This is a genomic window from Glycomyces sp. MUSA5-2 (assembly GCF_037034145.1).
Taxonomy (GTDB): Bacteria; Actinomycetota; Actinomycetes; order Mycobacteriales; family Micromonosporaceae; genus Glycomyces; species Glycomyces artemisiae.
Map to the genome: position 1 here is coordinate 78,871 of NZ_JBAGKG010000009.1, position 23,356 is coordinate 102,226.

At 72.7% G+C, this 23,356-nt stretch carries 20 protein-coding genes and 1 pseudogene; 5 read left to right on the forward strand and 16 right to left on the reverse strand.

The window, feature by feature from the left end:
* Positions 1–40: 40 nt before the first annotated feature.
* The 4 genes from WA640_RS23785 to WA640_RS23800 all read right to left on the reverse strand — a co-directional run bounded on the left by WA640_RS23785 (position 41) and on the right by WA640_RS23800 (position 3,929).
* Positions 41–1,138, reverse strand: a complete 1,098-nt coding sequence (locus tag WA640_RS23785) for a polysaccharide deacetylase family protein (RefSeq protein WP_335991051.1) — start codon at positions 1,136–1,138, stop codon at positions 41–43.
* Between the two features lie 193 nt (positions 1,139–1,331).
* Positions 1,332–2,531, reverse strand: a complete 1,200-nt coding sequence (locus tag WA640_RS23790; RefSeq protein ID WP_335991053.1) for an RNA polymerase sigma factor — start codon at positions 2,529–2,531, stop codon at positions 1,332–1,334.
* Complete coding sequence (locus WA640_RS23795) at positions 2,531–2,923, reverse strand: YciI family protein (RefSeq protein WP_106366395.1); 393 nt, start codon at positions 2,921–2,923, stop codon at positions 2,531–2,533. The genes WA640_RS23790 and WA640_RS23795 overlap by 1 nt, the downstream gene beginning before the upstream one ends.
* Before the next feature lie 97 nt (positions 2,924–3,020).
* Entirely contained in the window at positions 3,021–3,929 is a 909-nt protein-coding gene (locus tag WA640_RS23800) for a LysR family transcriptional regulator (protein ID WP_335991056.1), read from the reverse strand.
* Between the two features lie 135 nt (positions 3,930–4,064).
* Between WA640_RS23800 and WA640_RS23805 the strand changes: the two genes are divergently transcribed.
* The 4 genes from WA640_RS23805 (at position 4,065) to WA640_RS23820 (ending at position 7,824) form a co-directional block, all read left to right on the forward strand.
* Positions 4,065–4,925, forward strand: a complete 861-nt coding sequence (locus tag WA640_RS23805) for an aldo/keto reductase (protein ID WP_335991058.1) — start codon at positions 4,065–4,067, stop codon at positions 4,923–4,925.
* Positions 4,926–4,940: 15 nt separating this feature from the next.
* Positions 4,941–5,873, forward strand: coding sequence for an aldo/keto reductase (locus tag WA640_RS23810; RefSeq protein WP_106366397.1), 933 nt, complete (start codon positions 4,941–4,943; stop codon positions 5,871–5,873).
* Between the two features lie 153 nt (positions 5,874–6,026).
* The gene (locus tag WA640_RS23815) at positions 6,027–7,241 is read left to right on the forward strand and encodes a WXG100-like domain-containing protein (protein WP_335991060.1); all 1,215 of its coding nucleotides are present in this window, start codon (positions 6,027–6,029) and stop codon (positions 7,239–7,241) included.
* A 7-nt stretch (positions 7,242–7,248) separates the two neighbouring features.
* Positions 7,249–7,824 (forward strand): hypothetical protein, encoded by a 576-nt coding sequence (locus WA640_RS23820; RefSeq protein WP_335991062.1) that lies wholly within the window; start codon positions 7,249–7,251, stop codon positions 7,822–7,824.
* Here WA640_RS23820 and WA640_RS23825 read toward each other — a convergent pair.
* The 9 genes from WA640_RS23825 to WA640_RS23865 form a co-directional block, all read right to left on the reverse strand.
* Entirely contained in the window at positions 7,821–8,735 is a 915-nt protein-coding gene (locus tag WA640_RS23825; RefSeq protein ID WP_335991063.1) for a GlxA family transcriptional regulator, read from the reverse strand. The genes WA640_RS23820 and WA640_RS23825 overlap by 4 nt on opposite strands.
* A 17-nt stretch (positions 8,736–8,752) precedes the next feature.
* The gene (locus tag WA640_RS23830; protein ID WP_335991065.1) at positions 8,753–9,337 is read right to left on the reverse strand and encodes a cysteine hydrolase family protein; all 585 of its coding nucleotides are present in this window, start codon (positions 9,335–9,337) and stop codon (positions 8,753–8,755) included.
* 69 nt (positions 9,338–9,406) lie between these two features.
* Entirely contained in the window at positions 9,407–10,435 is a 1,029-nt protein-coding gene (locus WA640_RS23835; protein WP_335991068.1) for a 2-hydroxyacid dehydrogenase, read from the reverse strand.
* Positions 10,432–11,043, reverse strand: a complete 612-nt coding sequence (locus tag WA640_RS23840; protein ID WP_335991191.1) for a histidine phosphatase family protein — start codon at positions 11,041–11,043, stop codon at positions 10,432–10,434. The genes WA640_RS23835 and WA640_RS23840 overlap by 4 nt, the downstream gene beginning before the upstream one ends.
* Positions 11,044–11,054: 11 nt before the next feature.
* The gene (locus WA640_RS23845) at positions 11,055–12,521 is read right to left on the reverse strand and encodes an FGGY-family carbohydrate kinase (RefSeq protein WP_335991071.1); all 1,467 of its coding nucleotides are present in this window, start codon (positions 12,519–12,521) and stop codon (positions 11,055–11,057) included.
* Complete coding sequence (locus tag WA640_RS23850; RefSeq protein WP_335991074.1) at positions 12,514–13,992, reverse strand: FGGY family carbohydrate kinase; 1,479 nt, start codon at positions 13,990–13,992, stop codon at positions 12,514–12,516. Before WA640_RS23850 ends, WA640_RS23845 begins: the two co-directional genes overlap by 8 nt.
* Before the next feature lie 4 nt (positions 13,993–13,996).
* On the reverse strand, positions 13,997–15,235 hold the full coding sequence (locus tag WA640_RS23855; protein ID WP_335991078.1) for a sugar ABC transporter permease: 1,239 nt from the start codon (positions 15,233–15,235) through the stop codon (positions 13,997–13,999).
* Positions 15,232–16,035 (reverse strand): ATP-binding cassette domain-containing protein, encoded by an 804-nt coding sequence (locus tag WA640_RS23860; RefSeq protein ID WP_106366407.1) that lies wholly within the window; start codon positions 16,033–16,035, stop codon positions 15,232–15,234. Before WA640_RS23860 ends, WA640_RS23855 begins: the two co-directional genes overlap by 4 nt.
* Positions 16,036–16,066: 31 nt before the next feature.
* Positions 16,067–17,128 carry a substrate-binding domain-containing protein gene (locus WA640_RS23865; RefSeq protein WP_335991081.1) on the reverse strand — a complete coding sequence of 354 codons (1,062 nt, stop codon included), beginning with the start codon at positions 17,126–17,128 and terminating at the stop codon, positions 16,067–16,069.
* 336 nt (positions 17,129–17,464) lie between these two features.
* On the opposite strand from WA640_RS23865, the pseudogene WA640_RS28935 reads away from it, so the two are divergent.
* Positions 17,465–18,199, forward strand: a pseudogene (locus WA640_RS28935) (DeoR/GlpR family DNA-binding transcription regulator); the annotation flags it as partial.
* A gap of 6 nt (positions 18,200–18,205) precedes the next feature.
* On the opposite strand, the gene WA640_RS23875 reads toward WA640_RS28935, so the two are convergent.
* The 3 genes from WA640_RS23875 to WA640_RS23885 form a co-directional block, all read right to left on the reverse strand.
* Complete coding sequence (locus WA640_RS23875; RefSeq protein ID WP_335991085.1) at positions 18,206–21,007, reverse strand: Hsp70 family protein; 2,802 nt, start codon at positions 21,005–21,007, stop codon at positions 18,206–18,208.
* Positions 21,008–21,186: 179 nt separating this feature from the next.
* On the reverse strand, positions 21,187–21,975 hold the full coding sequence (locus WA640_RS23880) for a hypothetical protein (protein ID WP_335991088.1): 789 nt from the start codon (positions 21,973–21,975) through the stop codon (positions 21,187–21,189).
* 80 nt (positions 21,976–22,055) lie between these two features.
* Positions 22,056–23,339 carry a PA2928 family protein gene (locus WA640_RS23885; protein ID WP_335991091.1) on the reverse strand — a complete coding sequence of 428 codons (1,284 nt, stop codon included), beginning with the start codon at positions 23,337–23,339 and terminating at the stop codon, positions 22,056–22,058.
* Between the last annotated feature and the right edge of the window lie 17 nt (positions 23,340–23,356).

Below are 23,356 nucleotides of genomic sequence, written 5' to 3' on the forward strand. Positions count from 1 at the left end.
CGCCGGTCCCGCGGCTCGGCCGCGGGACCGGCTTCGGTGTTTACACGCGGGTCCATTTCTGGTTGGTGCCGGTCCAGCACGAGTAGAGCTGGACGGCGGCGCCGTCCGAGGAGCTGTACACGTCGAGGCACAGGCCCGTGCCGGCGTTGCGGATCGTGGAGTCGGAGCCGAACGTCCACTTCTGATTCGCCGCACCGGAACACGTGTTGATCTGCGCGAGCGAGCCGTTCCCGGTGCCGGAGGGCTCCAGGCACTTGCCGAGGACGCGCAGCTCCTGCGCGGCGGTCACGGTGAACTGCTGGTTGGCGCCCTCGTAGCAGGAGTAGAGCTGGACGCGGGTGCCGTTCGCGGTGCTGCCGTTCGGCACGTCGATGCACTTGCCCGCGGAGGTGGAGCGGAGCAGGTCGGTGCCCGTGCCCCCTCCCCCGCCGCCACCGCCGCCGGAGCCGGTGGGGGCGACGGCGCGGCCGGTCGACGGGGAGATCATCCCCGCGCACAGGCCGCGGGCGCGCAGGTTGGACGCGATCTGCGGGATGGCGTTGATGGTGTTCTGGTAGGCGTCGTGCATGAGGATGACGCCGCCGTTCTGGAGGTTGTTCGCGGCGTTGACGATCGCGGCCGTGCTGGCGCCGTTCCAGTCCTGGGAGTCGACGCTCCACAGGACCTCGGTCAGACCGTACTGGGCCTCGACGGACTTGAGGGTCGCGTTGGTCTCGCCGTAGGGCGGGCGGAACAGGACGGGGGTGCCGCCGCCGCCCTGCTGGATCGCCGCTTGCGTGCTGGAGATCTCCTGGGCCATCTGGGAGGCGGACATGCCCGTCATGTGCGGGTGGGTGTAGGAGTGGTTGCCGACCCACATGCCCGCGCTGACCTGGGCCGCGACGAGGCCGGGGTTGCTCGCGGCGCGCTGGCCGGTGTTGAACATGGTGGCGCGCAGGCCGTTTGACGTGAGCGCGTTGAGGAGGCTGCTGGTGGTGCCCGGGTTGGGGCCGTCGTCGAAGGTGAGGCCGACGTAGCCGTTGCAGGTCTGGGCCTGCGCGGGGCTGGCGATGAGGATCGCGACGGCGGTCGCGGCGGCGAACGCGAGTGCGGACAGGGTGGCGATGAGCGGTCTGATGCGGCGGCGGATGCCGTGCATGTGCCCTCCTTGGGAGTACGGGCGCATCAGTCGGCGTCGACGGTTCCCGGGGTGAGGGCCGTGGTCGTCATGAGGGGGACGGTGGAGCGATGGCGTTGGAACTTGACATTGAGAATTATCGATTTATGGTGGTGCGGCGGCAAGCCCGCTGCGCCGGACGGCGCGTTCGGTGCGCCGAACGTGCGCCGAGCGGTCATCCGGCCTTGCGGAGGAGGTAGCGCTGCTCGGGGGTGCTGGTGGCGAGGCGGGCGGCTTCGCGGAACGCTTGGCGCGCTTCGGTTCGGCGCCCGGCCAGGTCGAGGAGGTGGGCGTGGACGGCGTGGAGGCGGTGGCGCTGGTCGAGACCGGGCTCGGCGAGGAGCGGGTCGAGCATGGCGAGGGCGGCGTCGGGGCCGTCGGTCATGGCGACGGCGACGGCGCGGTTCATGGTCACGACCGGACTCGGCGCGAGGGCGTCGAGCATCCGGTACAGCTCGGCGATCTGCGGCCAGTCGGTGTCGGCGTAGGCCGCGGCCTCGTCGTGGACGGCGGCGATGGCGGCCTGGAGCTGGAAGGGGCCGACCGGGCCGGTCGGGAGCGCCTGCTCCAGCAGCGACACGCCTTCGGCGATGAGGCTCGCGTCCCAGCGGGACCGGTCCTGGTCGGCGAGCGGCACGAGGTCGCCGGCGGCGTCGGTGCGGGCGGGCGCGCGGGCCTCGGTGAGGAGCATGAGCGCGAGGAGCCCGGCGGTCTCGGTGTCGCTCGGGAGCCGCTGCCGCAGTTCGCGGGTGAGGCGGATCGCTTCGGCGGTGAGGGAGACGTCGATGAGGTTGATCCCGCCGGAGGCCGTGTAGCCCTCGTTGAACACGAGGTAGAGGACCTGCCGGGCGGACTCGACGCGGGCGGGCAGGTCGGCGCGGGTGACGTCGCCGAGGCGGGCGCCCGCGGCGGCGAGCTTCGCCTTGGCGCGGCTGATGCGCTGGCCCATGGTGGCGGGCGGGACGAGGAACGCGGCGGCGATCTGCTCGGTGGTGAGGCCGCCGACGGCCCGGAGGGTCAGGGCCACTTGGGAAGCGGGGGTCAGCGACGGATGGCAGCACAGCAGGAGCACGTGCAGGGAGTCGTCACTGTCGGTGGGCGGTGGTTCACTTGGTTCGAGGCGGTTCGCGGTGTCCTCCCGGTCGTGGCGGGCGCGGTCGGAGCGGAGGGCGTCGACCAGGCGGCGGGAGGCGGCGCGGATCAGCCAGCCGCGGGGGTTGGCGGGCAGCCCCTCGCGGGGCCAGTGCAGTGCGGCGGAGAGGAGGGCTTCCTGGACGGCGTCCTCGCAGGCGTCGAAGTGCCCGTAGCGGCGCACGAGCGCGCCGAGGACGTGCGGCGACTCGCGCCTCCACACGTCCTCGACACCGGAGTCCATCAGTGCTCCTCGCCGCCGGGCCACATCGCGGGGCGCAGCTCGACGGTCTCGCCGGGGCCGGAGAACGCGAGCGCGATCTCCTGGGCGCGTTCGGGTCCGGACACGTCGATGAGGAAGAACCCGGCGAGGTGCTCCTTGGTCTCGGAGTACGGGCCGTCCGTGGCGAGCGGTTCGCCGCCGCTCCAGCGGTAGAGCTCGGACGTCGACGGGTCGGCGAGCGCTTCGGCGGCGACGAGCTCGCCGTTGGCGCTCATCTCGGTGAGGAGCCGCTCGAACTCGGCGTTCAGGCGCTCGCGCTGCTCGGCGGGGAGCGCCTGGTGCTCGGCGAGGTAGTCGCTGGTGGGGTGGCCCCACGGCTGCGGGTTCGAGTGGATGAGGATGACGTACTTCATGGCTGCCTCCTGGTGGCCGGTCGGGTCTTACCTTTCACCGGGACGACGGGGCCGGTCGGCGGTTTTCGACATCCCCGGCGGAACTTTTCAAAGTTTCTTAGGCGGCGGCCGGGACGGTGTCGGGGACCTGGCCTTCTTCGAGGAGTTCGAGGAGGTGGGCGGCGGGCGAGTCGGCCTGGTCCCAGGCGGTGGAGACGACCGAGACGGTCCACTGCGGGACGTCCTCGTCGGCGAGCGGGAGGACGCGCAGGGCGCTCGCCTGGGGCTTCGCGGCGACGTGGCGCGGGACGACGGCGATGCCGAGGCCGCGGCAGACCAGGTCGAGGAGGGTGTGGACGTCGTTGACGGTGCAGCGCACGCGGCGGCGCAGGCCGCGGGCGGCGAACGCCGACTCGTTGAGGGTGCGCACGCCCCAGGCGGCGCCGAAGTCGACGAAGTCCTGGTCGTCGAGGGCGGCCCAGGGGACGGAGGCGCGGGCGGCGAGGTGGTGGTCGGGCGGGGTGACGACGACGAGGGGCTCGCGGCCGATCTCGCGGTGCGGCAGGCCCGAGAGGCGCCGGTCGGTGGCGACGAACGCGACGTCGAGCTCCCCGGCGCGGACCATGCCGATGAGGTCGTGGGAGCCGCACTGGGTGAACATGGTCTCGACCTGCGGGTGGCGGCGGTGGAAGCGGTCGAGCAGGGGGCTCACCTCGATGAGGCCGAGGCACTGCTCCGCGCCGATCGACAGGGACCCGGAGACGGCGCGGCTGGCCTTGACGACGGCGTCGCGGGCACCCGCGGCCTGCTCCAGCATCATGCGCGCGTACGGCAGCAGCGCGAAGCCCGCCTCGGTGGGCTCGACGCGGCGGGTGGTGCGGGTGAACAGGGCGGTGCCGAGCTCGTCCTCCAGGCTGCGGATCGCCGCGGACAGGCCGGACTGGGAGATGCCCATGAGCTCGGCCGCCCGTGTGAATTGCCTCTCATCGGCGAGCGCGACCAGGTACTCCATCTGCCGCAGGTCCATGAATCATTCCCCCGGGTTCTCAATACCAGAAACGCCAGTTGTTGGATTTCTAGATCGAGAATACCTAGCATCGGCCTGGACATCCGTCGGCCGGCGGGCGCGGGGGGCGCGCCGCCAATCAGCAGGGAGTGCACCGTGCAGCAGCGCACCATCGGCAACCGGCAGGTATCGGCGATCGGGCTCGGCGGCATGCCGATGTCCATCGAGGGCCGCCCCGGCGAAGAGCGGTCGGTCGCCACGATCCACGCCGCGCTCGACGCGGGCGTGACGCTCATCGACACCGCCGACGCCTACCACCGCGACGCGAACGAGGTCGGCCACAACGAGGCCCTGATCGCGAAGGCCCTGGGGTCGTACGGCCCGGGCGCCGACGGCGTCCTGGTCGCCACCAAGGGCGGCCACCTGCGCCCCGGCGACGGCTCGTGGACGCAGGACGGGCGCCCCGAGTACCTCAAGGAGGCCGTCAAGGCGTCCGCGAAGCGACTCGGCGTCGAGGCCATCGGCCTCTACCAGTTCCACCGCCCCGACCCGAAGGTCCCGTACGCCGACTCGGTCGGCGCGATCCGCGACCTCCTCGACGAGGGCGTCATCCAGCAGGCGGGCATCTCGAACGCGTCCGTTGCGCAGATCGACGAGGCGAACGCGATCCTCGGCGGGCGGCTCGCGTCGGTGCAGAACCAGTTCTCGCCGCGGTTCCGCTCCAGCGAGGCCGAACTCGACCACTGCGCGAAGCTCGGCGTCGCGTTCCTGCCGTGGAGCCCCTTGGGCGGCATCAAGAGCGCGCCCGAACTGGGCTCGCGCCACGCCGCCTTCAACGAGGTCGCCGCCGAACTCGGCGTCTCCGTCTACCAGGTGACCCTGGCGTGGCAGCTCGCGCTCGCGCCCGTCGTCATCCCGATCCCGGGCGCCTCGCGCCCCGAGAGCATCCGCGACTCGGCCGGCGCGGCCGGACTCGAACTGACCCCGGAACAGGTCGCCCGCCTGTCCGCCGCCTGACGAACAAGGAACCAGATGAAGACCTTCACCATGCCCGGCACCGACATCACCGCACCGAACGTGGTGCTCGGGCTCATGCGCATCCAGGAGAAGACCGACGAGGAGGTGCGCGCCATCGTCGGCGCCGCCGTCGACGCCGGGATCACCTTCGTGGACCACGCGGACCTGTACGGCAGCGGCCGCCACGGCTGCGAGCGCCGCTTCGCCGAGGCCATGAAGCTCACGCCCTCGGAGCGCGAGCGCCTGGTCATCCAGACCAAGACCGGGATCATGCACCCCGGCCCGTACTTCGACTTCTCGTACGAGCACATCACCGAGTCCGTGGACGAGTCGCTCGCGGCGCTCGACACCGACTACATCGACATCCTCCTGCTGCACCGGCCCGATGCGCTCGTCGAGCCCGAGGAGGTCGCCCGCGCGTTCGACGACCTCGCCGCCGCGGGCAAGGTGCGAGCGTTCGGCGTCTCGAACCACACCGCGCGCCAGATGGACCTGCTGCGCAAGTATGTGAACCAGCCGCTCGTCGCGAACCAGGTGCAGCTGTCGATCACGCACGCGCCGCTCATCGCGCAGGGCATCGCCGCGAACATGCAGGGCCTCGACCAGTCGATCAGCCGCGACGACGGCATCGTCGACTACTGCCGCCTCCACGACATCACCGTCCAGGCGTGGTCGCCGTTCCAGGCCGGGTTCTTCGACGGGCCGTTCCTCGGCTCCGAGCGGTACCCCGAGCTGAACGCCGTCGTCGACCGGCTCGCGAAGAAGTACGACGTGCCGCCGATCGCGATCGCCGTCGCGTGGATCACCCGCCACCCGGCGAACATGCAGGTCGTCATCGGCACCACGAACATCGAGCGGATCACCGGCTCCGCGCAGGGCTCGGAGGTGCCGCTGACGCGCCCCGAGTGGTACGAGCTGGTCAGGGCCGCCGGATACACGGTGCCGTAAGCGACTGCACCGCAACGAGACTCGATTCTCAGAGGGGGCGGCGGGGGCCCGGGCGGACGTCCGGGCCCCCGCCGCTGTCCGCGGCGGCCGGGCGTCGCGGCGGGACAGTATGCTCGATCCACTCGAAATCCCCCAAGTCGTGGAGATGAACACGTGTCGAACATCCCCGTAGTCACCACCGGATCGAGCCTCGCCCAGAACATCTGGGGCACCATCGCCGGGGACGACCGGCTCACGTCGGCCGCGGCCATCCCCGGGGAGATCACCGGGCTCGGCATGGAGGTCCTCGGCGCGATGAAGGACCCGGTGTTCGCGCTGGCGTCCGCGGGGCTCAGCATCGTCCTGGAGCTGGTGGAGCCGTTCAACGACGCGATCGAGTACGTCTCCGGCTCGCCCGGCGACATGCAGCGCGTCGAGGACGCGTGGGGCAAGGTCGCCGAGTCGCTGAACTCCCTGTCCACCGAGACGGGCGCGGCGGTCGGCGCGAACATGACGCAGTGGCAGGGCGCCGACGCCACCGCCGCGCGCGAGCAGCTCGACGCCCTCGCCGCCGCGATCGCGGCCGCGGGCCACGAGGCGTCGAACGTGCAGCAGATCGCGAGCTGGTGCCGGATGCTCGCCGAGGCGATCAAGGCGCTCATCGAGTCGATCCTCGCCGAGCTGGTCGCGTGGCTGATCACCCGCGGGCTCGTCGCGCTCGCCACAGGGCCGTGGTCGTTCGGCGCGAGCGTCGCGGCGTTCGTGCTCTCCGCGTTCTACAAGGCGACCTCGATGTTCCTGCGCGTGATGAGCAAGATCCAGAAGGCCACCGGGATCTTCGGGAAGATCCTCCGGGTCCTGGTCGACCAGGGCCTCAACCGCAAGGGCGCCTTCCACGTCACGTCAGGGCAGATCTTCGGCGTGCGCGACGGCCTGAACTACGCCCTGTGGAAGGGCGTGCTCATCAAGGCGGGCATCGGCGCCGGGGCGAGCCTCGCGGGGAACGCGCCGCAGGCGGCCATGGACATGTTCTCGTCGGCGACGTCCTCGGGCGGCTCCGGCGGGGGCGGAGGCGGCGGCGCGATCCGCGTGGACCTGGACGAACTCGACGCGTTGAAGGGCGCGCTGGAGGGCCTCAAGGGGCAGGCGTCGCCGATCCAGTCGCAGGCGTCCGAGACCATGGCCGAGGAGACCTCCTGGGGCGTCCCGGGCTGGGTCGGCCTGGAGGGCCACTACTCCTCGACGGCCGAGGGGCTCAGCGAGGCGATCGGCGAGATCGTGGCGGCCTTCGACGGCCAGGCGATGCGGATCGGGGCCTGCCGCGACGACCACGCCGCGTGCGACGAGGAGCAGGCGGCCGCCCTCAACAAGCTCCTCGCGGACCGCTGAGCCCGGTATGAGCGGCCGCGAGTACGACCTGCTGGAAGACGCCCGCAGTCTCGTTGCGGGCCAATGGCTCCAGGACGGCGAGCAGCTGCGGTCGTACGCGGCGACCGGGCGCGGGAACTACCGCTCGGAGATCCGCGGCCATCCGTCCGCCGCCTACCGCGCCGCGACCGCGGTCGGCTGGGCGGCGGTCAAGCTCGTCAGCCCGGTCGGGATCGTCACCGGCGGCGTGCCGTACTGGAACGAGATCCGGCGCTTCGAGGGCCGGCCCCCGGGCCTGGTCGCGTTCGGCGAGGGCCGGGACTGCGAGGCCGCGCGCCTGCTGAAGACCGGCCCGCACCGCAGCGGGATCTGGATCCTCACCGACCGGCGCTTCGGATTCGCCGCGGACCGGATCACCTCGGCCTCGGACGGCAGGCAGGCCAAGGGCTTGCGGCGCGACGGCGACACGCTCGTGCTGCTCGACAAGGTGCTCGAAGTGCCCGCGGCCCGGTTCGTGTTCGAGGACCGGGTGACGCGGGGCCGCGACGTCTACCTGCGCATCCGCTTCCGCGACGGTTCCGGAGTCGACGTCCGCAACCGCTAGGGGCGGGGCCGCGCCGAGCGCAGGCGCCGCAGCATCCGGGCGTCGCCGAAGCCGACCGCGCGGGCGGCGGACTCGACCGGGCTCCCTTGGGCGATCAGGTGCTCGGCGCGTTCGAGGCGCAGCACCGACTGGTAGCGCAGCGGCGTCAGGCCGGTCGACTCGGTGAAGCGGCGGGTGAGGGTCCGCTCGGAAACGCCTGCGGCAGAGGCGAGGTCGGCGAGGCGCAGCGGCTCGGCGAACCGCGCGTCGATGAGGTCCTGGACGCGGTGCACCGCGTCGGACAGGTGCGAGCGGTGCCGCAGCATCGCCGAGTCCTGCGCGGCGTCGCCGCCGCGCCGCGCGTAGACGACCATCTCGCGGGCGATCTGCGCGGCCGCGGCCGGGCCGTGCCGCACGGCGACCAGGTGCAGCGCCAGGTCGATGCCGCTGGCGATCCCCGCGGACGTCACGACCCGGCCGTCCGTGGTGAACAGCCGGTCGCGCTCGACCGTCGCGCCCGGGAAGCGGCGCGCCAGCTCGTCCTGGAGCGAGTGGTGGGTGGTGCAGCGGCGGCCGTCGAGCAGCCCGGCCTGCCCGAGCGCGAATGCCCCGGAGCAGACGGACCCGACGGTGCCGCCGCGCGCATGGTGCGCCTGCACTTGCGCCACTTGGGCGTCGGTGAGGCGCGGCCCGCCCGCGGTCTTCGGGGACCGCCAGCCCGGGACGAGGACCAGGTCCCCTGACTCCAGGTCCGGCCACTCGGTGCCCGCGCGCAGCGGGAGGCCCTGCGCGGTCGGCACGTCCTCCTGGCCTGCGACGTACTCGGTCCGGTAGTCCAACCCGAGGTCGGCGGCCGTCGAGAACACCTGGGCCGGTCCGGCCAGGTCGAGCAGGTGCACCTGGGGCACCAGCAGGAAGACGACGCGGGTCATGGGGCCTCCCGATCCGGTCAGCGCGCGATCACTTCCTCGACAGTACTGATCGTCGCGAACCGGCCCGCCAGCGCATAGACCGTGCGCTCGATCACGTCCGCGGTCTGGAGCGTCAGCGGGTCGGCCAGGACCTCCTCGACGGACCGGTCGGGGTCGGCGTCCCGGTGCGGGATCGGGTGGGTCGCGGTGGCGTCGACCACGAAGTCCACGGTGTACCCGAAGTCGGAGGCGACGCGCGCGGTCGTCTCGCAGCACTGCTCGGTGCGGATGCCGCTGATCGCGACCTCGCGGATGCCGCGCTCGGTGAGGACCTGCTGGAGGTTCGTGGTGGAGAACGCGTTGTGCGAGGTCTTGGCGACCTCGATCTCGCCCGCTTCGGGCTTGAGGCCCTCGATGTAGGTGCAGAAGCCGCGGTCGGGGTCGAAGACGTTGCCGGTGCCGGGCTCGTGGTGCAGCACCCACACGACCAGGTCGCCCTTGGCGCGGGCGTGGTCGACCAGGCGGGCGACCTTGTCGGCAACGTCGGGGTCGGAGGTCGCGGCCCAGTTGGGCCGCTGCCGGAAGGACTCTTGGACGTCGATGACGATCAGCGCTCGGTTCATGCCCCCAATCCTGCCGCCGCGGAGCCCGCGGCGACAGGCACGATCCCGGCCGGGACCGGAACGATCCGGTCAGCCGAAGACGTCCGGGTTCTGGCAGTGGAGGAGCGGTTCGCCCGCGAGGAATCTCGCGGTCTCCTCGGCGGTGATGCGGGCGGCGTTGTGGGCGGTCTCGCGGCTGGCGCCCGCGAGGTGCGGGGTCATGACGATCCCGTCGGTGCGCAGGAGGCGGGACGCGGCGGGGATGGGCTCCTCGGGGTAGACGTCGAACGCGGCCGCGAAGAGGTGGCCGGCGTCGAGGGCGTCGCAGACCACGTCGTAGTCGACGAGGGCGCCGCGGGCGCAGTTGACGAGGACCGAACCGGCCGGCATCGCCGCGATCTGGGCCGCGCCGATCATGCCGCGCGTGTCCGGGGTGAGCCGGGCGTGGAGCGACAGGACGTCGGACTGCGCGAGGAGTTCGGGCAGGCCGAGCGGTTCGGCGATCCCCGCGAGGAGCGCCGGGTCGACGTACGGGTCGTGGACGACGACGCGCGCGCCGAAGCCGCCCGCGATGCGCGCCACCCGGTTCCCGATGGCGCCGTAGCCGATCAGGCCGACCGTGCGGCCCTCCAGCTCCAGGCCCACCGAGTCGTACCGGTAGTAGTCGCCGCGCCAGGTCCCCGCGGCGAGGTCGCCGTGGACCTGCGGGATACGGCGCATCGCCGCGAGCATGAGCGCGATCGTGTGCTCCGCGGTGGCCGTGGCGTTGCGGCCGGGCGCACTGGAGACCGCGACGCCGTGCTTCGTGGCCGCGTCGAGGTTGACGTTCACCGGCCCGCCGCGGCCCACGGCCACGAACGCGAGGTCCGGGCAGGCTTCCAGGACCCGCGCGGTGATCGGCGCCATCTGCGTGACGCACACGCGGACGCCTTGCAGCGCATCGATGATCGCGTCCTCGGTGCCGGAGGCCTCGACGACTTCGGCGACGGGCCCGAACGGCGTGTCCGGCCAGTCCAGGGCGAGCTCGGCGATCTCCAGGCCGTCGACGCGCTCGCGCAGCGCGGCGGCGAGCAGGCCGGGCAGGACGAAGCGGTCGCCCGCGGCGAGCACTCGGGTCATCGGTGGTCCTCCTCATCGGTCCAGACGGGGGTATTGAACTGGAGCAGCGAGCGCCGCCCTCCGGCGACCCGCACTTCGGTGAGCCCCACGTTGCGCACCATGGGGAGCCGCCGCCGGTACTCCGAGAGCGGGATGCCGAGCCAGTCGCACAGGACGAGGCGCATGAGCGTCGAGTGCCACACGACGAGCACGCGCCCGCCCTCGTGGGCGGCGGCGATCTCGTCGAGGCAGGCGCTGGCGCGGGCGACGGCGGCGACGGGGTCCTCTCCGCCGGGGAGGTGGTCGCCGACGGGGTCCTTCTCGAAGGCGGCGTAGCGGTCCGGGAACCGCTCGCGCATCTCGGCTCCGGTGAGGCCCTCGCCGTCGCCGAAGGCGACTTCGCGGAGGCGGTCGTCCCTGAAGGGCGGCAGGGCGGTCGAGGCGGCGGCGGGCGCGAGGGTCTCGACGGCGCGCGTCAGGTCGGAGGACCAGACGGCGGCGAGTCCGGCGCCCGCGGCCCACGCGCCGAGGCTGCGGGCCTGGTCGCGGCCGCGGTCGGTGAGCGGGACGTCGGTGGTCCCGGTGTACCGGTTCTCGGCGTGCCAGACGGTCTCGCCGTGGCGCACCATCACGATGTCGGTCAGTGTTCGGCCCTCCGGTGGACATGGGCGGTGAACGGCCGGTCGATCCGGCCCCGCTCATGGAGATGGTCGGTGAAGCGCAGGTAGAGGTCGGTGAGCGCGCGGTGCCGGGACGCGTCCGGCTCTACGCGCTCGCCGGTGCCCGTCATCCGCGCCGCGGTGTCCACTAGGGACGTACCGGTGGAGGTGGCGGCGAGGACGGCCATGCCGGCCGCGGACTCGGCGTGCGCGGGGAGGCGCGCGGGCCGTCCGAGGAGGTCGGCGCGCAGCTGGGACCAGTACCGGTTGGCACTGCCGCCGCCGGTGAAGGCGAGGTCGCCGCCGACGGGCGCGCCGAGGTGGTCGAGGTAGTCGAAGCAGAGGCGCTCGACGCAGGCGAGGCCGGTGAGGACGCCGCTGAGGACGTCGGCGTCGTCGTCGGTGGTGCCGAGCGTGAACGGTTCGAGATCGCTTGCGGCGAAGGGGAACCGCTCGCCGCCGGTCCCGGCTAGCGGGTAGACGACGGGCCCGGGGCCGCGCTGGGCGGCGACGGCGGTGAGCGCGTCGAGGTCGGCGCCCGGCAGGAGCCGCGCGAGGGCCCCGGCGCCGCTGGAGGAGGCGCCGCCGGGCAGCCAGGTGCCGCCGGGGCCGCGGTGGCAGTAGACGACGCCGCCGGGGTCGCGCACCAGGTGCTCCGACACTCCTTTGAGGACGAGTGTGGTGCCGAGGACCGAGTTCCAGGAGCCGGTGGCGAGCGCGCCGCCCGCGAGCTGGGCCGCGCAGCCGTCGGTCATCCCGGCGATGATCGGCGTCCCGGCGGGGATGCCGGTGGCCGCGGCGCCTGCGGGGCCGACGTCGCCGATGACGGTGCCGGGCCGGACCACGTCCGGCATGAGCGACAACGGAATCCCGAGCGCGTCGAGGACGTCTTCGGGCCAGCGCTCCTCGACGAGGTCGTAGCCGGTCTTGAGGGCGTGGCTGGCGTCGGCGGCGAGCCGCCGGCCCGCGAGCCGCCAGGTGATGAGGTCCGGCTGGTGGAGCAGCCGGGTTCCGCCCTTGGACTGCTCCACCAGCCGGAGGAGCTTGGGGAGCGCCCAGCCCGGCTGCATGCGCCGGTAGCCGAGGCGGTCCCAGACTTCGGCGCCGGTCTCGTTGATGCGCTCGGCTTCCGCTGCGGCGCGGGCGTCGTCGTACATGAGGCCCGGCGTGGCGGGGCGGCCCGCGTCGTCGGCGAGGAGGATCGTGCCGGAGGTGCCGTCGGCGGCGAACCCGGCGATGCGGGCGGCGTCGAGGGCCGCGGTCGCTTCGCGTGCGGCGGTGCAGAACGCGGTCCACCACTGCTCGGGGTCCTGCTCGTGGCGGGCGCCGTCCCGGGTCCCGGTGAGCGGCGCGGAGCCCCGGCCGAGGACGCGTCCGGCGTCGTCGACGGCGAGGACGCGGACGCTCTGCGTGCCGAGGTCGGCGCCGATCCAGATGCGGTCAGCCACGGCGTCCCGCCTGGACCCGCCAGCCCGCGCGGGCGACGTCGCGCAGCGCCAGGAACTGCGCGTAGAGGTCGTCGTAGAGCCCTGCGTCCTCGGGTTCGAACCGGTCGCCGGGGCGCACGTATTTCGCTGCGGCCGTTGCCAGGTCGGGTTCGGCGCCGGTGGCGACGAGGCCGGACAGGAACGCGCCCTTCGCGCCGATCTCGGTGTCGGCGGTGCGCACGGCCGGGACGCCGGTGGCGTCGGCGATCATCCGGCACCACAGGTCGCTGCCCGCGCCGCCGCCGCACAGGCGCAGCTCCTGCACCGTGGCACCGGAGGCGGCGAGGCAGTCCTTGATGGTGAGGCTCAGGCCCTCGAAGACGGCGCGGGCGAGGTGCTCGCGGTCGTGTTCGAGGGTGAGGCCCCAGAAGGTGCCGCGGGCGGCGGTGTCGAGGAACGGGGCCCTCTCCCCGGCCGGGGAGAGGTACGGGAGGAACACGAGGCCGCCCGCGCCCGGCGGCGCGAGTTCGGCGAGGTCGCCGAGTTCCTCCGGGGTGTCGAGGCCGAGCATCGTTGTGGCCCAGTCGATCACCTCGGTCCCGGCGAGGGTCGGGTAGACGCGGAGCCACTGGCCGGTGGAGTCGAGGGCGACCGTGAGCCCGGCCGGTTCGCCAGAAGTGTCGGTCCCGGTGCGTACGATTTCCGTGCACAAAGTGGTCCCGAGGATCGCGCAGCCGGTCCCCGCGGTGGCGGCTCCGGCGCCGATCGCGGTGGACGCGACGTCGTAGGGCGCCATGACGACCGGTACTCCGGCCGGGAGTCCGAGCGCCGCGGCGGCTTCGGGGCGCAGCGCGGCGGCGCGCCGGCCGTCGCCGAGGACCTGCGGAAGGAGGCGGGCGGCCCGGGAGAGGCCGAACAGCTCGACGAGGTGCGGCGCGTAGTCGCGGGTCGCGGGGTCGAGGAACGGCGCGGAGGCGTCGGACTCGTCGGCCGCGAACAGGCCCGTCAGGTTGTGGAAGACCCAGCCGCCGCAGGTGAGCGCGGCGTGGGACCGGTCGAGGCGGTCGGGGTCGTGTTCGGCGAGCCAGGCGAGGACGGCGTTCGGCAGGCCCGGGAACGTGAGCGATCCGTTGGCGCGGAACGCCTCGTCGAGGACGCCCGCGTCCCGCCAGCGGTCCACTATTGGCGCCGCGCGCCCGTCGGACCACAGGACGGCCGGGCCGGTCGGCGATCCGTCGGCGTCGACGAGCCAGCAGCCGTCGCCTTGGGCGGTCAGGGCGATCATGTCGGGCGGGCCCGGGAGGTGCCGGGCCGCTTCGCGGACGACCGCGGCGGTCTCGCGCCAGACCTCGGCCATGTCCTGCTCGGCCCAGCCGGTGCGGGGGCGCTGCACGCCGACCGCGCCGCGGACGACGGCGAGCTCGGTGCCGTCGTCGGCGTGGGCGACGGCCTTGATCGCGGTGGTGCCCGCGTCGATCGAGATGGAGGTCATGGCGTCATCCTCTCCCGTGCGCCTGACGCGAGCGGCGCGCGAACGAGTCGAGCGCGACGGCGAGGACGAGGACCGCGCCGGTGATCATGAACCGGTACGACGAGTCGAGGTTGAGCAGCGTCAGGCCGCTGGAGATCGACTGGATCACCAGGATGCCCAGGAGCGCCGAGAACGCCGAGCCGCGCCCGCCGAACAGGCTGGTGCCGCCGATGACGGCCGCGGCGATGGCGTTCAGGTTGACGTCGCCGGTGCCGGTGGACTGGGTGGCGGCCGCGAGGCGGGCGGCGGCGAGCACGCCGCCGACGGCCGCGAGGGTCGAGCACATCACGAACGTCCACGCGTACACGGACTTCACGTTGATGCCCGCGCGGCGCGCGGCCTCGGGGTTCCCGCCGACCGCGTAGATCGACCGCCCGAACTTCGTGCGCGAGAGCACGTAGTGCATGACGAGGACCACGACGACGAACAGCACGAACATCCAGGCGACGCCGCGGGTCTTGTTCAGGTAGAACACGGTGAAGCCGAGCGCGGCGAGCACCAGGGCCGCGCGGAACACCAGCAGCCGCGGCGAGGGCGCGGACAGCCCGGCCGCCTTGCGCGTGCGCGCCCCCGCGAAGCTCGTCCCGAGGAACCCCGCCGCGGCAATGATGACGAACAGGTACGACATCCACTCCGGCACGAACCACAATTGCGCGAACTGCACCAGGTCGGAGTCGTACGGCAGGTTGACGGCGTTCTGGCCGCGCAGCAGCCACAGCTGCACGCCGAGGAACGCGAGGAGCCCGGCGAGGGTCATCACGAACGAGGGCACCGCGAACCGGTTGAAGCCCTGCGCGTACACGAACCCGATGAGGCACCCGGTGGCGACGGCCGCGAGGATCGCGAGCCAGATCGGCTGCTCGTAGCGGACCATGACGAGCGCGGTGACGGCGGCGGCGACGCCGCTGACCGAGCCCACGGACAGGTCGATCTGGCCGACCAGGAGCACGCACACGATCCCGAGCGCGAGGAACCCGACAGGCACGATGTCGAACGACAGGTTGACGAGGTTCGTGCTCGACAGGAACGTGCGGTTGAGGAGCTGGAACACCGTCCAGATGACGACGATCCCGCCGAAGACGGGGAGCATCCCCAGGTCGCCGTCGCGCACGCGGCGGAACGCGGCGCGCACGGCGTCGCCGAGGGTCTGCGGGGCGACGAGGCGCTCGTCCTGGAGGTCGAGGGCGGGGGTCTCGGGGCTCATCGGGGGTCGCTCCCTTGGGAAGTGCGGTCGGCGGTGCGGGAGGCCCGCTGCGCCACGACGTTGTCGGCGGCGCCCGTGATCGCCGCGATGATGTCTTCAGTGGACACGGTACGGGCGTCGAAGACGCCGTTGTTGCGGCCCAGGCGGAGCACGGCCACCCGGTCGGCGACCGCGCGCACGTCCTCCATGTTGTGGGAGATCATCACCACGCCGAGTCCCTTGTCCCGCAGGCGCTCCACGAGGTTGAGGACCTCGGCGGTCTGGGCCACGCCGAGCGCGGCGGTGGGCTCGTCGAGGAGGATCACCTTCGGGTCGCCCAGGAGCGACCGGGCGATGGCGACGGTCTGGCGCTGCCCGCCCGAGAGCGCCGCCACGGGCACGCTCAAGGTGGGGATCTTCGCCGAGAGCTGGCGCAGCAGCTCCCAGGACCGCTTCTCCATGGCGACGTCGTCGAGGAGGAACGGCCGGATCTCCCTGCCCAGGAACAGGTTCGCCTTGACGTCGAGGTTCTCGCACAGCGCGAGGTCCTGGAACACGGTGGCGATCCCGAGGGCGTGGACCTGCGTCGGCGATTCGAGCCGCACCTCGCGGCCCTCGAACTCGATCGTGCCCGAGTCGGGCGGGTGGACGCCCGCGAGGACTTTCACGAGCGTGGACTTCCCGGCGCCGTTGTCGCCGACGACCGCGACGACCTCCCCCTCGCCGACGTCGAGGTCGACGTCGGCGAGGGCGGCGACCGCACCGAAGCTCTTGGAGATCCCGCGCAGCGACAGCACCGTCGCCGCTCCTGTCTTCGTCATGGTCTGGTCTGTTCCTTTACGTGCGAAGGGGTTACGCGATGCCGAGCGCGGCGCAGGCGTCGGCGTACTCGGGCGTGCAGACGTCCTCGACGGCGAGCACGCCCTCGGGGCCGAAGATCACCTCGGCGAGGTTCTCCTGCGTGACCACCGTGGGCTCGAACAGCTGCGACGGGGTGTCGAACAGGTCGTGCGTGGCCTCGGGCTCCTCGCCCTGCATGAGCGCGTACGCGGCGTCGGCGGCGGCCTCGGCGACGATGCTGATCGGCTTGGAGATGGTGTTGTACTGGTCCCCTGCGATGATCCGCTGGATCGCGGCCAGCTCGGCGTCGTTCCCGGTGATCGGGGGCACTTCCGCGTCGGCGGCCTTGAACGCGGCGATCGCGCCGCCGCCGGTGCCGTCGTTCGCGGCGACGACGCCCGCGATCTGCCCGTCGAATTGGGCGATCTGGCCGCCGACCCACTGCTGCGCGTCCTCGGGCGACCAGTCCGGGGTGTCGTACTCGGCGAGGAGCGCGTACCCGGAGTCGTCGATCGCGTTGTGGATGCCCTGCTTGATGAGTCCGGCCGCGGCGTCGGTCGGCGAGCCGTTCACCTGGAGCAGGCCCCCTTCGGCGCCTTCGGCGTCGAGGTGGTCCACGAGCGACTGGCCGATGGCCTCGCCGATCGCCTCGTTGTCGAAGGAGATGTAGAAGTCAGCGGGCTTGTCGGGGATGGGGCGGTCGTAGGCGACGACCTTGACGCCCTGGGACTGCGCGGTCTGCACGATCGTGGCCGCGGCGGTCGAGTCGACCGGGTCGATCACGATGACCTCGGCGCCTTGCGCGATGGCCGAGTTCGCCTGCTGCTGCTGGAGGGCCGCGTCCGAGTCGGCGTTCTGGTAGATCACCTCGCAGTCGGCGCACAGTTCGCCCATGCGCTGCTCGAACAGCGGCGCGTCGTACTGCTCGTAGCGGGTCGAGGCGAGGTCGGGCATGAGGAAGGCGACCGTTCCGGCGCCGTCCCCGCCCTCGCCCGTCCCGGGCTCTTCGGCGCAGGCCGCGAGGGCGGCCAGGGCCAGCACGCCGGTGAGGGCACCAGCTGCAAGTCTGCTCATCGACGACTCCTTTGTCGGTTCCCTGACGGGAGGGGTTGTGTCGTGACTGCGACCGTAGACCCGCACCGGCCCGGATGTCACTACCGCGCGCGAAACGAACAGGATCAGTGTTGTAAGCGACCGCGGAATTGTGTTAAGAAGGTCCGGGGCCGCACACCGGGGCGGCCGTCACCGCTTGCATCGCAGCGAGGGAGACGCCGCTCAGGAGGCCCGGACTCCCGGCCCGCGCGGCCCGCAGGGGTTGTTCACTTCACACGGAACGAACAGAGGTCGACCATGTCGCCGGAACCCGATCCCGCAGGCGAAGGGGGCCGCGCGCCGCGCGCCCGCCGCGAAATGATCAGGACCCGCGTGGTGGACGAGGGGTTCGTGCGCATCGAGCAGCTCGCCGCCGACCTCGGCGTCACGACCATGACGATCCGCCGCGACCTCGACTACCTCCAGCGGGAGGGCTGGCTGCGGAAGGTGCGCGGCGGCGCGACCGCGCAGCCCTCGACGGCGTTCCACGGCGACGTGCGGCACCGCATGGGCGCCATGGCGGAAGCGAAGGAGGCCATCGCGCGGGCGGCGCTGCGCCTGGTGAAGCCGGGGCAGTCGGTGCTCCTGGACGAGTCCACGACGGCGCTCGCGCTCGCCGAGCTGCTCCCCGAGCGCGCGCCGCTCACGGTGATCACGTACTTCGGGCCGGTGATCCAGACGCTCGCGGGGAGCCCGGGGATCGAGCTGATCTCCTTGGGCGGCACGTACTACCCGGCGTACGACGCGTACCTGGGACTGCGCACAGTGGACTCGGTGTCGAGTCTGCACGCGGACCTGCTGTTCGCGTCGACCACGGCGATCACGCGCGGCTCGTGCTACCACCAGTCGCCCGAGACCGTGGCGGTGAAGCGCGCGTTGATGGACGCGTGCGACCGCCGCGTGCTCCTGGTGGACCACACCAAGTTCCAGCGCCGCGGGCTCTACCGGCTCGCGCCGGTCGCCGACTTCGACCTGGTCGTGGTCGACCCGGACATCCCCGCGGCGCGGCTGGAGGAGCTCCAGTCGACGGCCGCGAAAGTCCTTGTGGCGCCTGCGGAGTTACTCCCCGAGCCCGGAGGCGGCGAGCACCTGGGCCCGCCCGTCGCCGGTGTGGACGACCACGAGGTCGCCCGCGATCGAGACGTGCTCGGGCAGGTCGGCCCCGGCGTCCTGCACGGGGGTGCGATCGCCGGTGGCCGGGTCGAGCACGAACACCTCCCACGAGGTGCTGGTCATGCTGGAGCTGACCTGGTCGACCACGGCGCGGCCGTCCTTGACGGCGAGGACCGACATGTACTGCTCGTCGGCGCCGTGGGTGACCTGCCCGGCGAAGTCGGCCACGCGCACCTCGTCGAGCGTGTCGAAGACCTGGTCGCCGTGCAGGACCGCGGAGGGCGTGGAGTACCACTGCTCCTCGACGGACCAGTCGATCGAGTTCAGCTCCCACACGAGGTCGCCGGTCTCGGTGCTCACCGCGACGGTCTGGTACTGCTCGGCGGTGGTGTTCTCGATTGCGGCGCAGACGAGGTGCTCGCCGCAGGCCTTCACGAACGTGATGGCGTAGCCCGCCTCGAACTCGTGCCGCCACACCTCGCCGAGGTCGTCGAGGGAGTACCCGGCGAGGACCGTGCGGCCCGGCGAGGCGTCCTCGGAGATCTTGCCGACGGCGAGGCCATCGAACGCGGTCCAATGGTACGAGTCGAGCGGCAGGTCGCCGCTGACGAGCGAGTCGCCGTCGGCGGCGCTGCGCACGATCCCGGTGCCCTCGTAGGGATCGAGGTCCACGACCCGGTCGGCGGCCGCGAGGTTGTCGTAGAGCGAGTAGGAGTTCGGGGCGGCGGTCCCGGCGTGCTCCCCGCCGTCGTCCCAGACGGTCTCGGCGCGGATGCGGTACTCGTCGATGATGAACAGGTCTTCAGGGCCCTTCTTCTTCCACACCTCGTCGCCGGTGGTGAGGTCGATGCGGATGACGGCGTTGTCGTCGAAGCCGGTGCGCTGCTCGACGAGCAGGTCCGTGCCGTAGAACGCGAGGTCGTTGCGGTCGATCCAGGGCTGCTTCCACAGGAGTTCGCCGGTGTCGAGGGACGCGGCGGCGCGCATGTTCTGGCCCTCGTCGGTGGCCGAGCCGAGCGCGTCGATGACGAGGACGTTCTCGACGGTGAACAGGTGCAGCTCGGTCGGCTCCAGCTCGTACTCCTGCTTCCACAGCTCCGTTCCGGCGGCGTCGAATGCGGAGACGGCGGTCTTGCCGTCGACCACTTCGGCGATGACGGCCTTGCCGTCGACGGCGGCCACGGACGCGGCGCCGGTGCCCGCGAGGGTCTGCTCGTAGACGAGGTCGAGGCCGGTCCCCTCGGTGGCGCCGTCGCCGACGGCGTCGCCGAGCCCTTCGAGGAGGTCGCCGCCGGTCACGTCTTCGAAGATGCCGCCGAGGTTGCTGTTGTTCACGGCGATCACGATGAGGATGACGATCACGGTGACGATCGAGGAGGCCACCGAGAGGCCGATCCAGCGCTTCGGCTGCGGCCCGCCGGTGGGAAGTGGTCCAGTGTGGACTTTGGGCTGGTACGGGGCGGCGCCCGGCGGCGGGTAGGGCCCGGCGGGCGTCGGCTGCGAGGGCGCGAACTGCGGACTCGGCTGCGGCGGCGGGAAATGCGGGTTCGGTTGCGGCGTCGGCTGCGGGCTCTGCTGGGGCGGGAGGCCCTGCGGCGAGTACTGCGGGCTCCCGACCGGGTAGGGCGCGTAGGCGACCGGCGTGACGGGCGGGCTCGGCACGGCCGTCTCCGGTCCGGCCAGCGCGTGCGTGAACGCGCCGAAGGCGACGGGCAGTTCGGGCTGCTCGGGGACGGAGGGGGCGACGCCGAGCCGGGAGTGGAGGCGGGTCGCGACGAGGGGCATGCGGCTGGAGCCGCCGACGAGGAGGACGGCGGTGAGCTGGGCGGGTTCGACCCCGGCGCGTTCGACGGTGCGGCGGGTCTCGTCGACGGCGCGGGCGACCAGCGGGTCGGCGAGGCTCGTCAGTTCGTCGCGGGTGAGGTGCAGGCCCATGGGGTTGTGGCCGGGGAGGGCGACGGGCGCGGTGGAGGTGCGCGAGAGCATCTCCTTGGCGGCGCGCACTTCTCCCCAGAACGCGAGGCGGTCGCGCAGGTCGGCGGTGGTCTCGGGTTCGCTGAGGCGCTTCCACAGTTCGGGGTCGCGTCCGGCGATGACGCGGCCGAGGTGGGCGGCGAGCGCCATGTCGACGTCGAGGCCGCCGAGGTCGTCGAGGCCGCCGAACGCGAGGGTGCGCAGGCCCTGCTCGTCGCGGCGGACGACGGCGACGTCGAAGGTGCCGCCGCCGAAGTCGAAGATGGCGACGGTGCCGCCGACGGGGATCTCCTGGCCGAGGACTTCGGCGCAGTAGGTGGCGGCGGCGATGGGCTCGGGCAGGAGCCGGACCGTCCCCATCCCGGCGAGGTCGGCGGCCGCTTCGAGCTTGGCGCGGCGCACGGGGCCCCAGTCGGCGGGGAAGGTGAGGACGGTGTCGGTGGGGCGCATGCCGGAGGCGGCGGCCTCTTCGGCGACGCGGCGCAGGCCGGTGGCGAGGAGTTCTTCGACGGGGACTTCGCGGTCGCCGAGGAGGACGGTGCCGTCGTCGATGCGGCGCTTGGGGTGCGGCTCGAAGCGGCCGGGGTCGGCGGCGGCGAGGCGCTGGGCGTCGCGGCCGGTGTGGAGGTCGCCGTCGGTGTCGAGGTACACGCCGGAGGCGAGGAGCGGGGAGCCGTCGAAGAGCAGGGAGCGGGGCTCGGCGCCGCCGCGGCCGATGACGGCGACGGTGTGGGTGGTGCCGAGGTCGACGGCGAGCCAGACGGGAGCGTTCACGGGGCCTACTCACTCGGGGGCTGCGAAGGGACGGGGGTCCGCGATGGGGCCGGTGGACCCCCGCGAGGATACCCGGCGGGGGTGACGCGGCCGGGCCCGCGGGCGGGGCCCGGAGTGCAGGTACCGGGCGTTTCCGCCCGTACCGGACCCTCCACTGGGGCGGGTCCGGTACGGGTGGGTCAGGGGTTGAGGGCGGTGAGGATCACGACCTCGGATTCGTCGTGCGGGAGGTACTTGACGCGCACGACCATGCCGGGCTGGATCTGGGCGACGGCGCTCCCGTCGACGGGCTTGCGCTGCTTCAGGTCGAAGGTGGTGCCGTCGAAGCGGGTGATGCGCAGGTCGATGTCCATGACGGCGCGGTCGCCCTGGATCTCGCCGGTGGGGGCGAGCGCGAGGACGACGGCGCGGCCGTCGAGGCCCTGCTCGGCGATGTGGAGCTGGCGGGGGGTGACGAGGCCCTTGGCGACGCGGACGCGGTCGAACGCGGCCTGCATCTCGGCCTGGGGGGCGTCGACGGCGATGACGACGCGGCCGTCGGTGCTGCCGGGCCGGTAGCGGACGGGGAGCATCGCGCCGGGGACGACCGCGGCGAGCTCGGTGAGGTCGACGAGGCTGCGGGAGACGGCCCGGAACGACTGGCCGTCGGCGGTGTCGACGTCGAAGAGGATCTCCAGCTGCGGCTGGTCGTTGACGGTGAGGCCGGTGCGGGAGACGGAGACGACGGTGCCGATGGCGATGGGGGTGTTCTCGAAGCCCTTGGCGACCTGGCCCCTGAGTTCGCGCATGTGCCCGTCGAAGAGGCGGCCGATCATGGCGAAGGGGAGGACGGTGAGGAGGATGATCGGGCCGGCCATCCAGCCGTTGACCCAGGGGATCATCGCGTCGCTGGTGAGGCCGGTGTAGACGAACATCGCGGTGCAGGCGAGGCCGACGATGAGCGCGAGGGTGTTGATGAGCTTGAACATCGGGGTGTTCCCTTCTGGGTTGCTGTTGTCTTGAGTCTCGGGCGGGACCGGCGGCTACCGGTCACAGGTTTCGGTGGGGGTCAGTGGGTGTCGGGGTCGCCGAGCAGGTCGAGTGCGCCGAATTCGGCGCGGTCGACGGAGCCGTCGGCGGCGACGATGAGCAGGTCGCTCTGGAAGGGGCCGTCGGCGGGGGCGACGATGACGACGGTCTGGCCGCCGGGGGCGGTCATGCTGCGGCCGGCGTGGCCGGTGGTGTCGATCGAGGCGGTGGTCTGCCCGGTGTCGAGGTCGAGGACGGTGAGCGCGTAGTCCTCGCCGCCCGGTGTGCGGCGGTGCTCGACGAGGACGTGCCCGGAGGCGGCGCCCGCGGCGGTCCCGGCGGGGGCGGTGAGGTCGATGGCCCCGGTGGGGTCGTCGATGAGCGCTTCTGCGGCGGTGGGGTCTTCGAGGAGCCCTTCGATGAGGCCGTCGACGTCGAGGTCGAGGTCCCAGGCGGTGGTGGCCTGGGTCTGGTCGAGGACGATCGCGGCCTCGCTGTAGGTCCCGGTGCCGAGGGCGCGGCCGTCCTCGGAGACGACGAGGCGGGAGGTGACGGCGCCCGCGGCGGTCGGCTCGACGCGGACCGTCGCGTCCTCGCCGATGGACGCTTCGGTGGTGGTCATGCCGCCGAGCTGGCTCGCGGCGCCTTCGGCGGCGAGGCGGCCGGTCCAGGCCTCGGCGACGGCGGGGTCGGCCGGGACGGCTTCGAGCGCGTCGAGGGCGACGGTGCGGAAGGCGCCGTCGAAGCCGAGCGCGACGACTCCGGCCGCGGGGTCGAGTCCGTATGCGGCCGTGCCGGTCCCGGCGCCTTCGAGGCCGGGGACGTCGCCCGCGCCGGTGACGAGCGCGCCGTCGTCGAGGTCGCGGATCTCCAGGCCCTCTGCGGTCGCGATGTACGCGTACTGCTCCCCCGCGCCGACGGCGGCGGCGTCCTGGTCGAGTTCGTCGGCGAGCTGCACGTCCCACTTCGTCTCGCCGGTGGCGAGGTCGACGGCGGCGAGGCGCACCGCGTTGACGTCGGTGGCGAGCTCGGCGAGGAGGCCGCCCGATCCGGCGCGGTCGTAGGGGACGAGCGCGAGGCCGTCGGCGGAGAACGCGATGCCGGTGCGCAGCATGACGTCCGGTTCGGGCGCGGTCAGGTACTCGCCGCCGGTCGCGGCGACGAACGTCCCGGCCGTCATCAGCAGGGCGAACCCGAGGATGCTGCCGCCGGCGCCGCGGGGGCGCCGCTTCGGTTCGAGCGGGTGCTCGGGGGTGCCGTACGGGGAGCGCACGAGCTGCGAGTGCGGCGGGAGCGGACCGGCCGCGCGGAAGTCTTGGAACATCGGGGCCTCCTCCTGGG

Coding starts and splice junctions, on each gene's coding strand:
- WA640_RS23830 (WP_335991065.1), bottom strand. CDS start 9,337: ATGAACCGAGCGCTGATCGTCATCGACGTCCAAGAGTCCTTCCGGCAG.
- WA640_RS23885 (WP_335991091.1), bottom strand. CDS start 23,339: ATGTTCCAAGACTTCCGCGCGGCCGGTCCGCTCCCGCCGCACTCGCAG.
- WA640_RS23790 (WP_335991053.1), bottom strand. CDS start 2,531: ATGGACTCCGGTGTCGAGGACGTGTGGAGGCGCGAGTCGCCGCACGTC.
- WA640_RS23860 (WP_106366407.1), bottom strand. CDS start 16,035: ATGACGAAGACAGGAGCGGCGACGGTGCTGTCGCTGCGCGGGATCTCC.
- WA640_RS23800 (WP_335991056.1), bottom strand. CDS start 3,929: ATGGACCTGCGGCAGATGGAGTACCTGGTCGCGCTCGCCGATGAGAGG.
- WA640_RS23810 (WP_106366397.1), top strand. CDS start 4,941: ATGAAGACCTTCACCATGCCCGGCACCGACATCACCGCACCGAACGTG.
- WA640_RS23855 (WP_335991078.1), bottom strand. CDS start 15,235: ATGAGCCCCGAGACCCCCGCCCTCGACCTCCAGGACGAGCGCCTCGTC.
- WA640_RS23785 (WP_335991051.1), bottom strand. CDS start 1,138: ATGCACGGCATCCGCCGCCGCATCAGACCGCTCATCGCCACCCTGTCC.
- WA640_RS23825 (WP_335991063.1), bottom strand. CDS start 8,735: ATGACCCGCGTCGTCTTCCTGCTGGTGCCCCAGGTGCACCTGCTCGAC.
- WA640_RS23850 (WP_335991074.1), bottom strand. CDS start 13,992: ATGACCTCCATCTCGATCGACGCGGGCACCACCGCGATCAAGGCCGTC.
- WA640_RS23880 (WP_335991088.1), bottom strand. CDS start 21,975: ATGTTCAAGCTCATCAACACCCTCGCGCTCATCGTCGGCCTCGCCTGC.
- WA640_RS23795 (WP_106366395.1), bottom strand. CDS start 2,923: ATGAAGTACGTCATCCTCATCCACTCGAACCCGCAGCCGTGGGGCCAC.
- WA640_RS23865 (WP_335991081.1), bottom strand. CDS start 17,128: ATGAGCAGACTTGCAGCTGGTGCCCTCACCGGCGTGCTGGCCCTGGCC.
- WA640_RS23840 (WP_335991191.1), bottom strand. CDS start 11,043: ATGGTGCGCCACGGCGAGACCGTCTGGCACGCCGAGAACCGGTACACC.
- WA640_RS23820 (WP_335991062.1), top strand. CDS start 7,249: ATGAGCGGCCGCGAGTACGACCTGCTGGAAGACGCCCGCAGTCTCGTT.
- WA640_RS23835 (WP_335991068.1), bottom strand. CDS start 10,435: ATGACCCGAGTGCTCGCCGCGGGCGACCGCTTCGTCCTGCCCGGCCTG.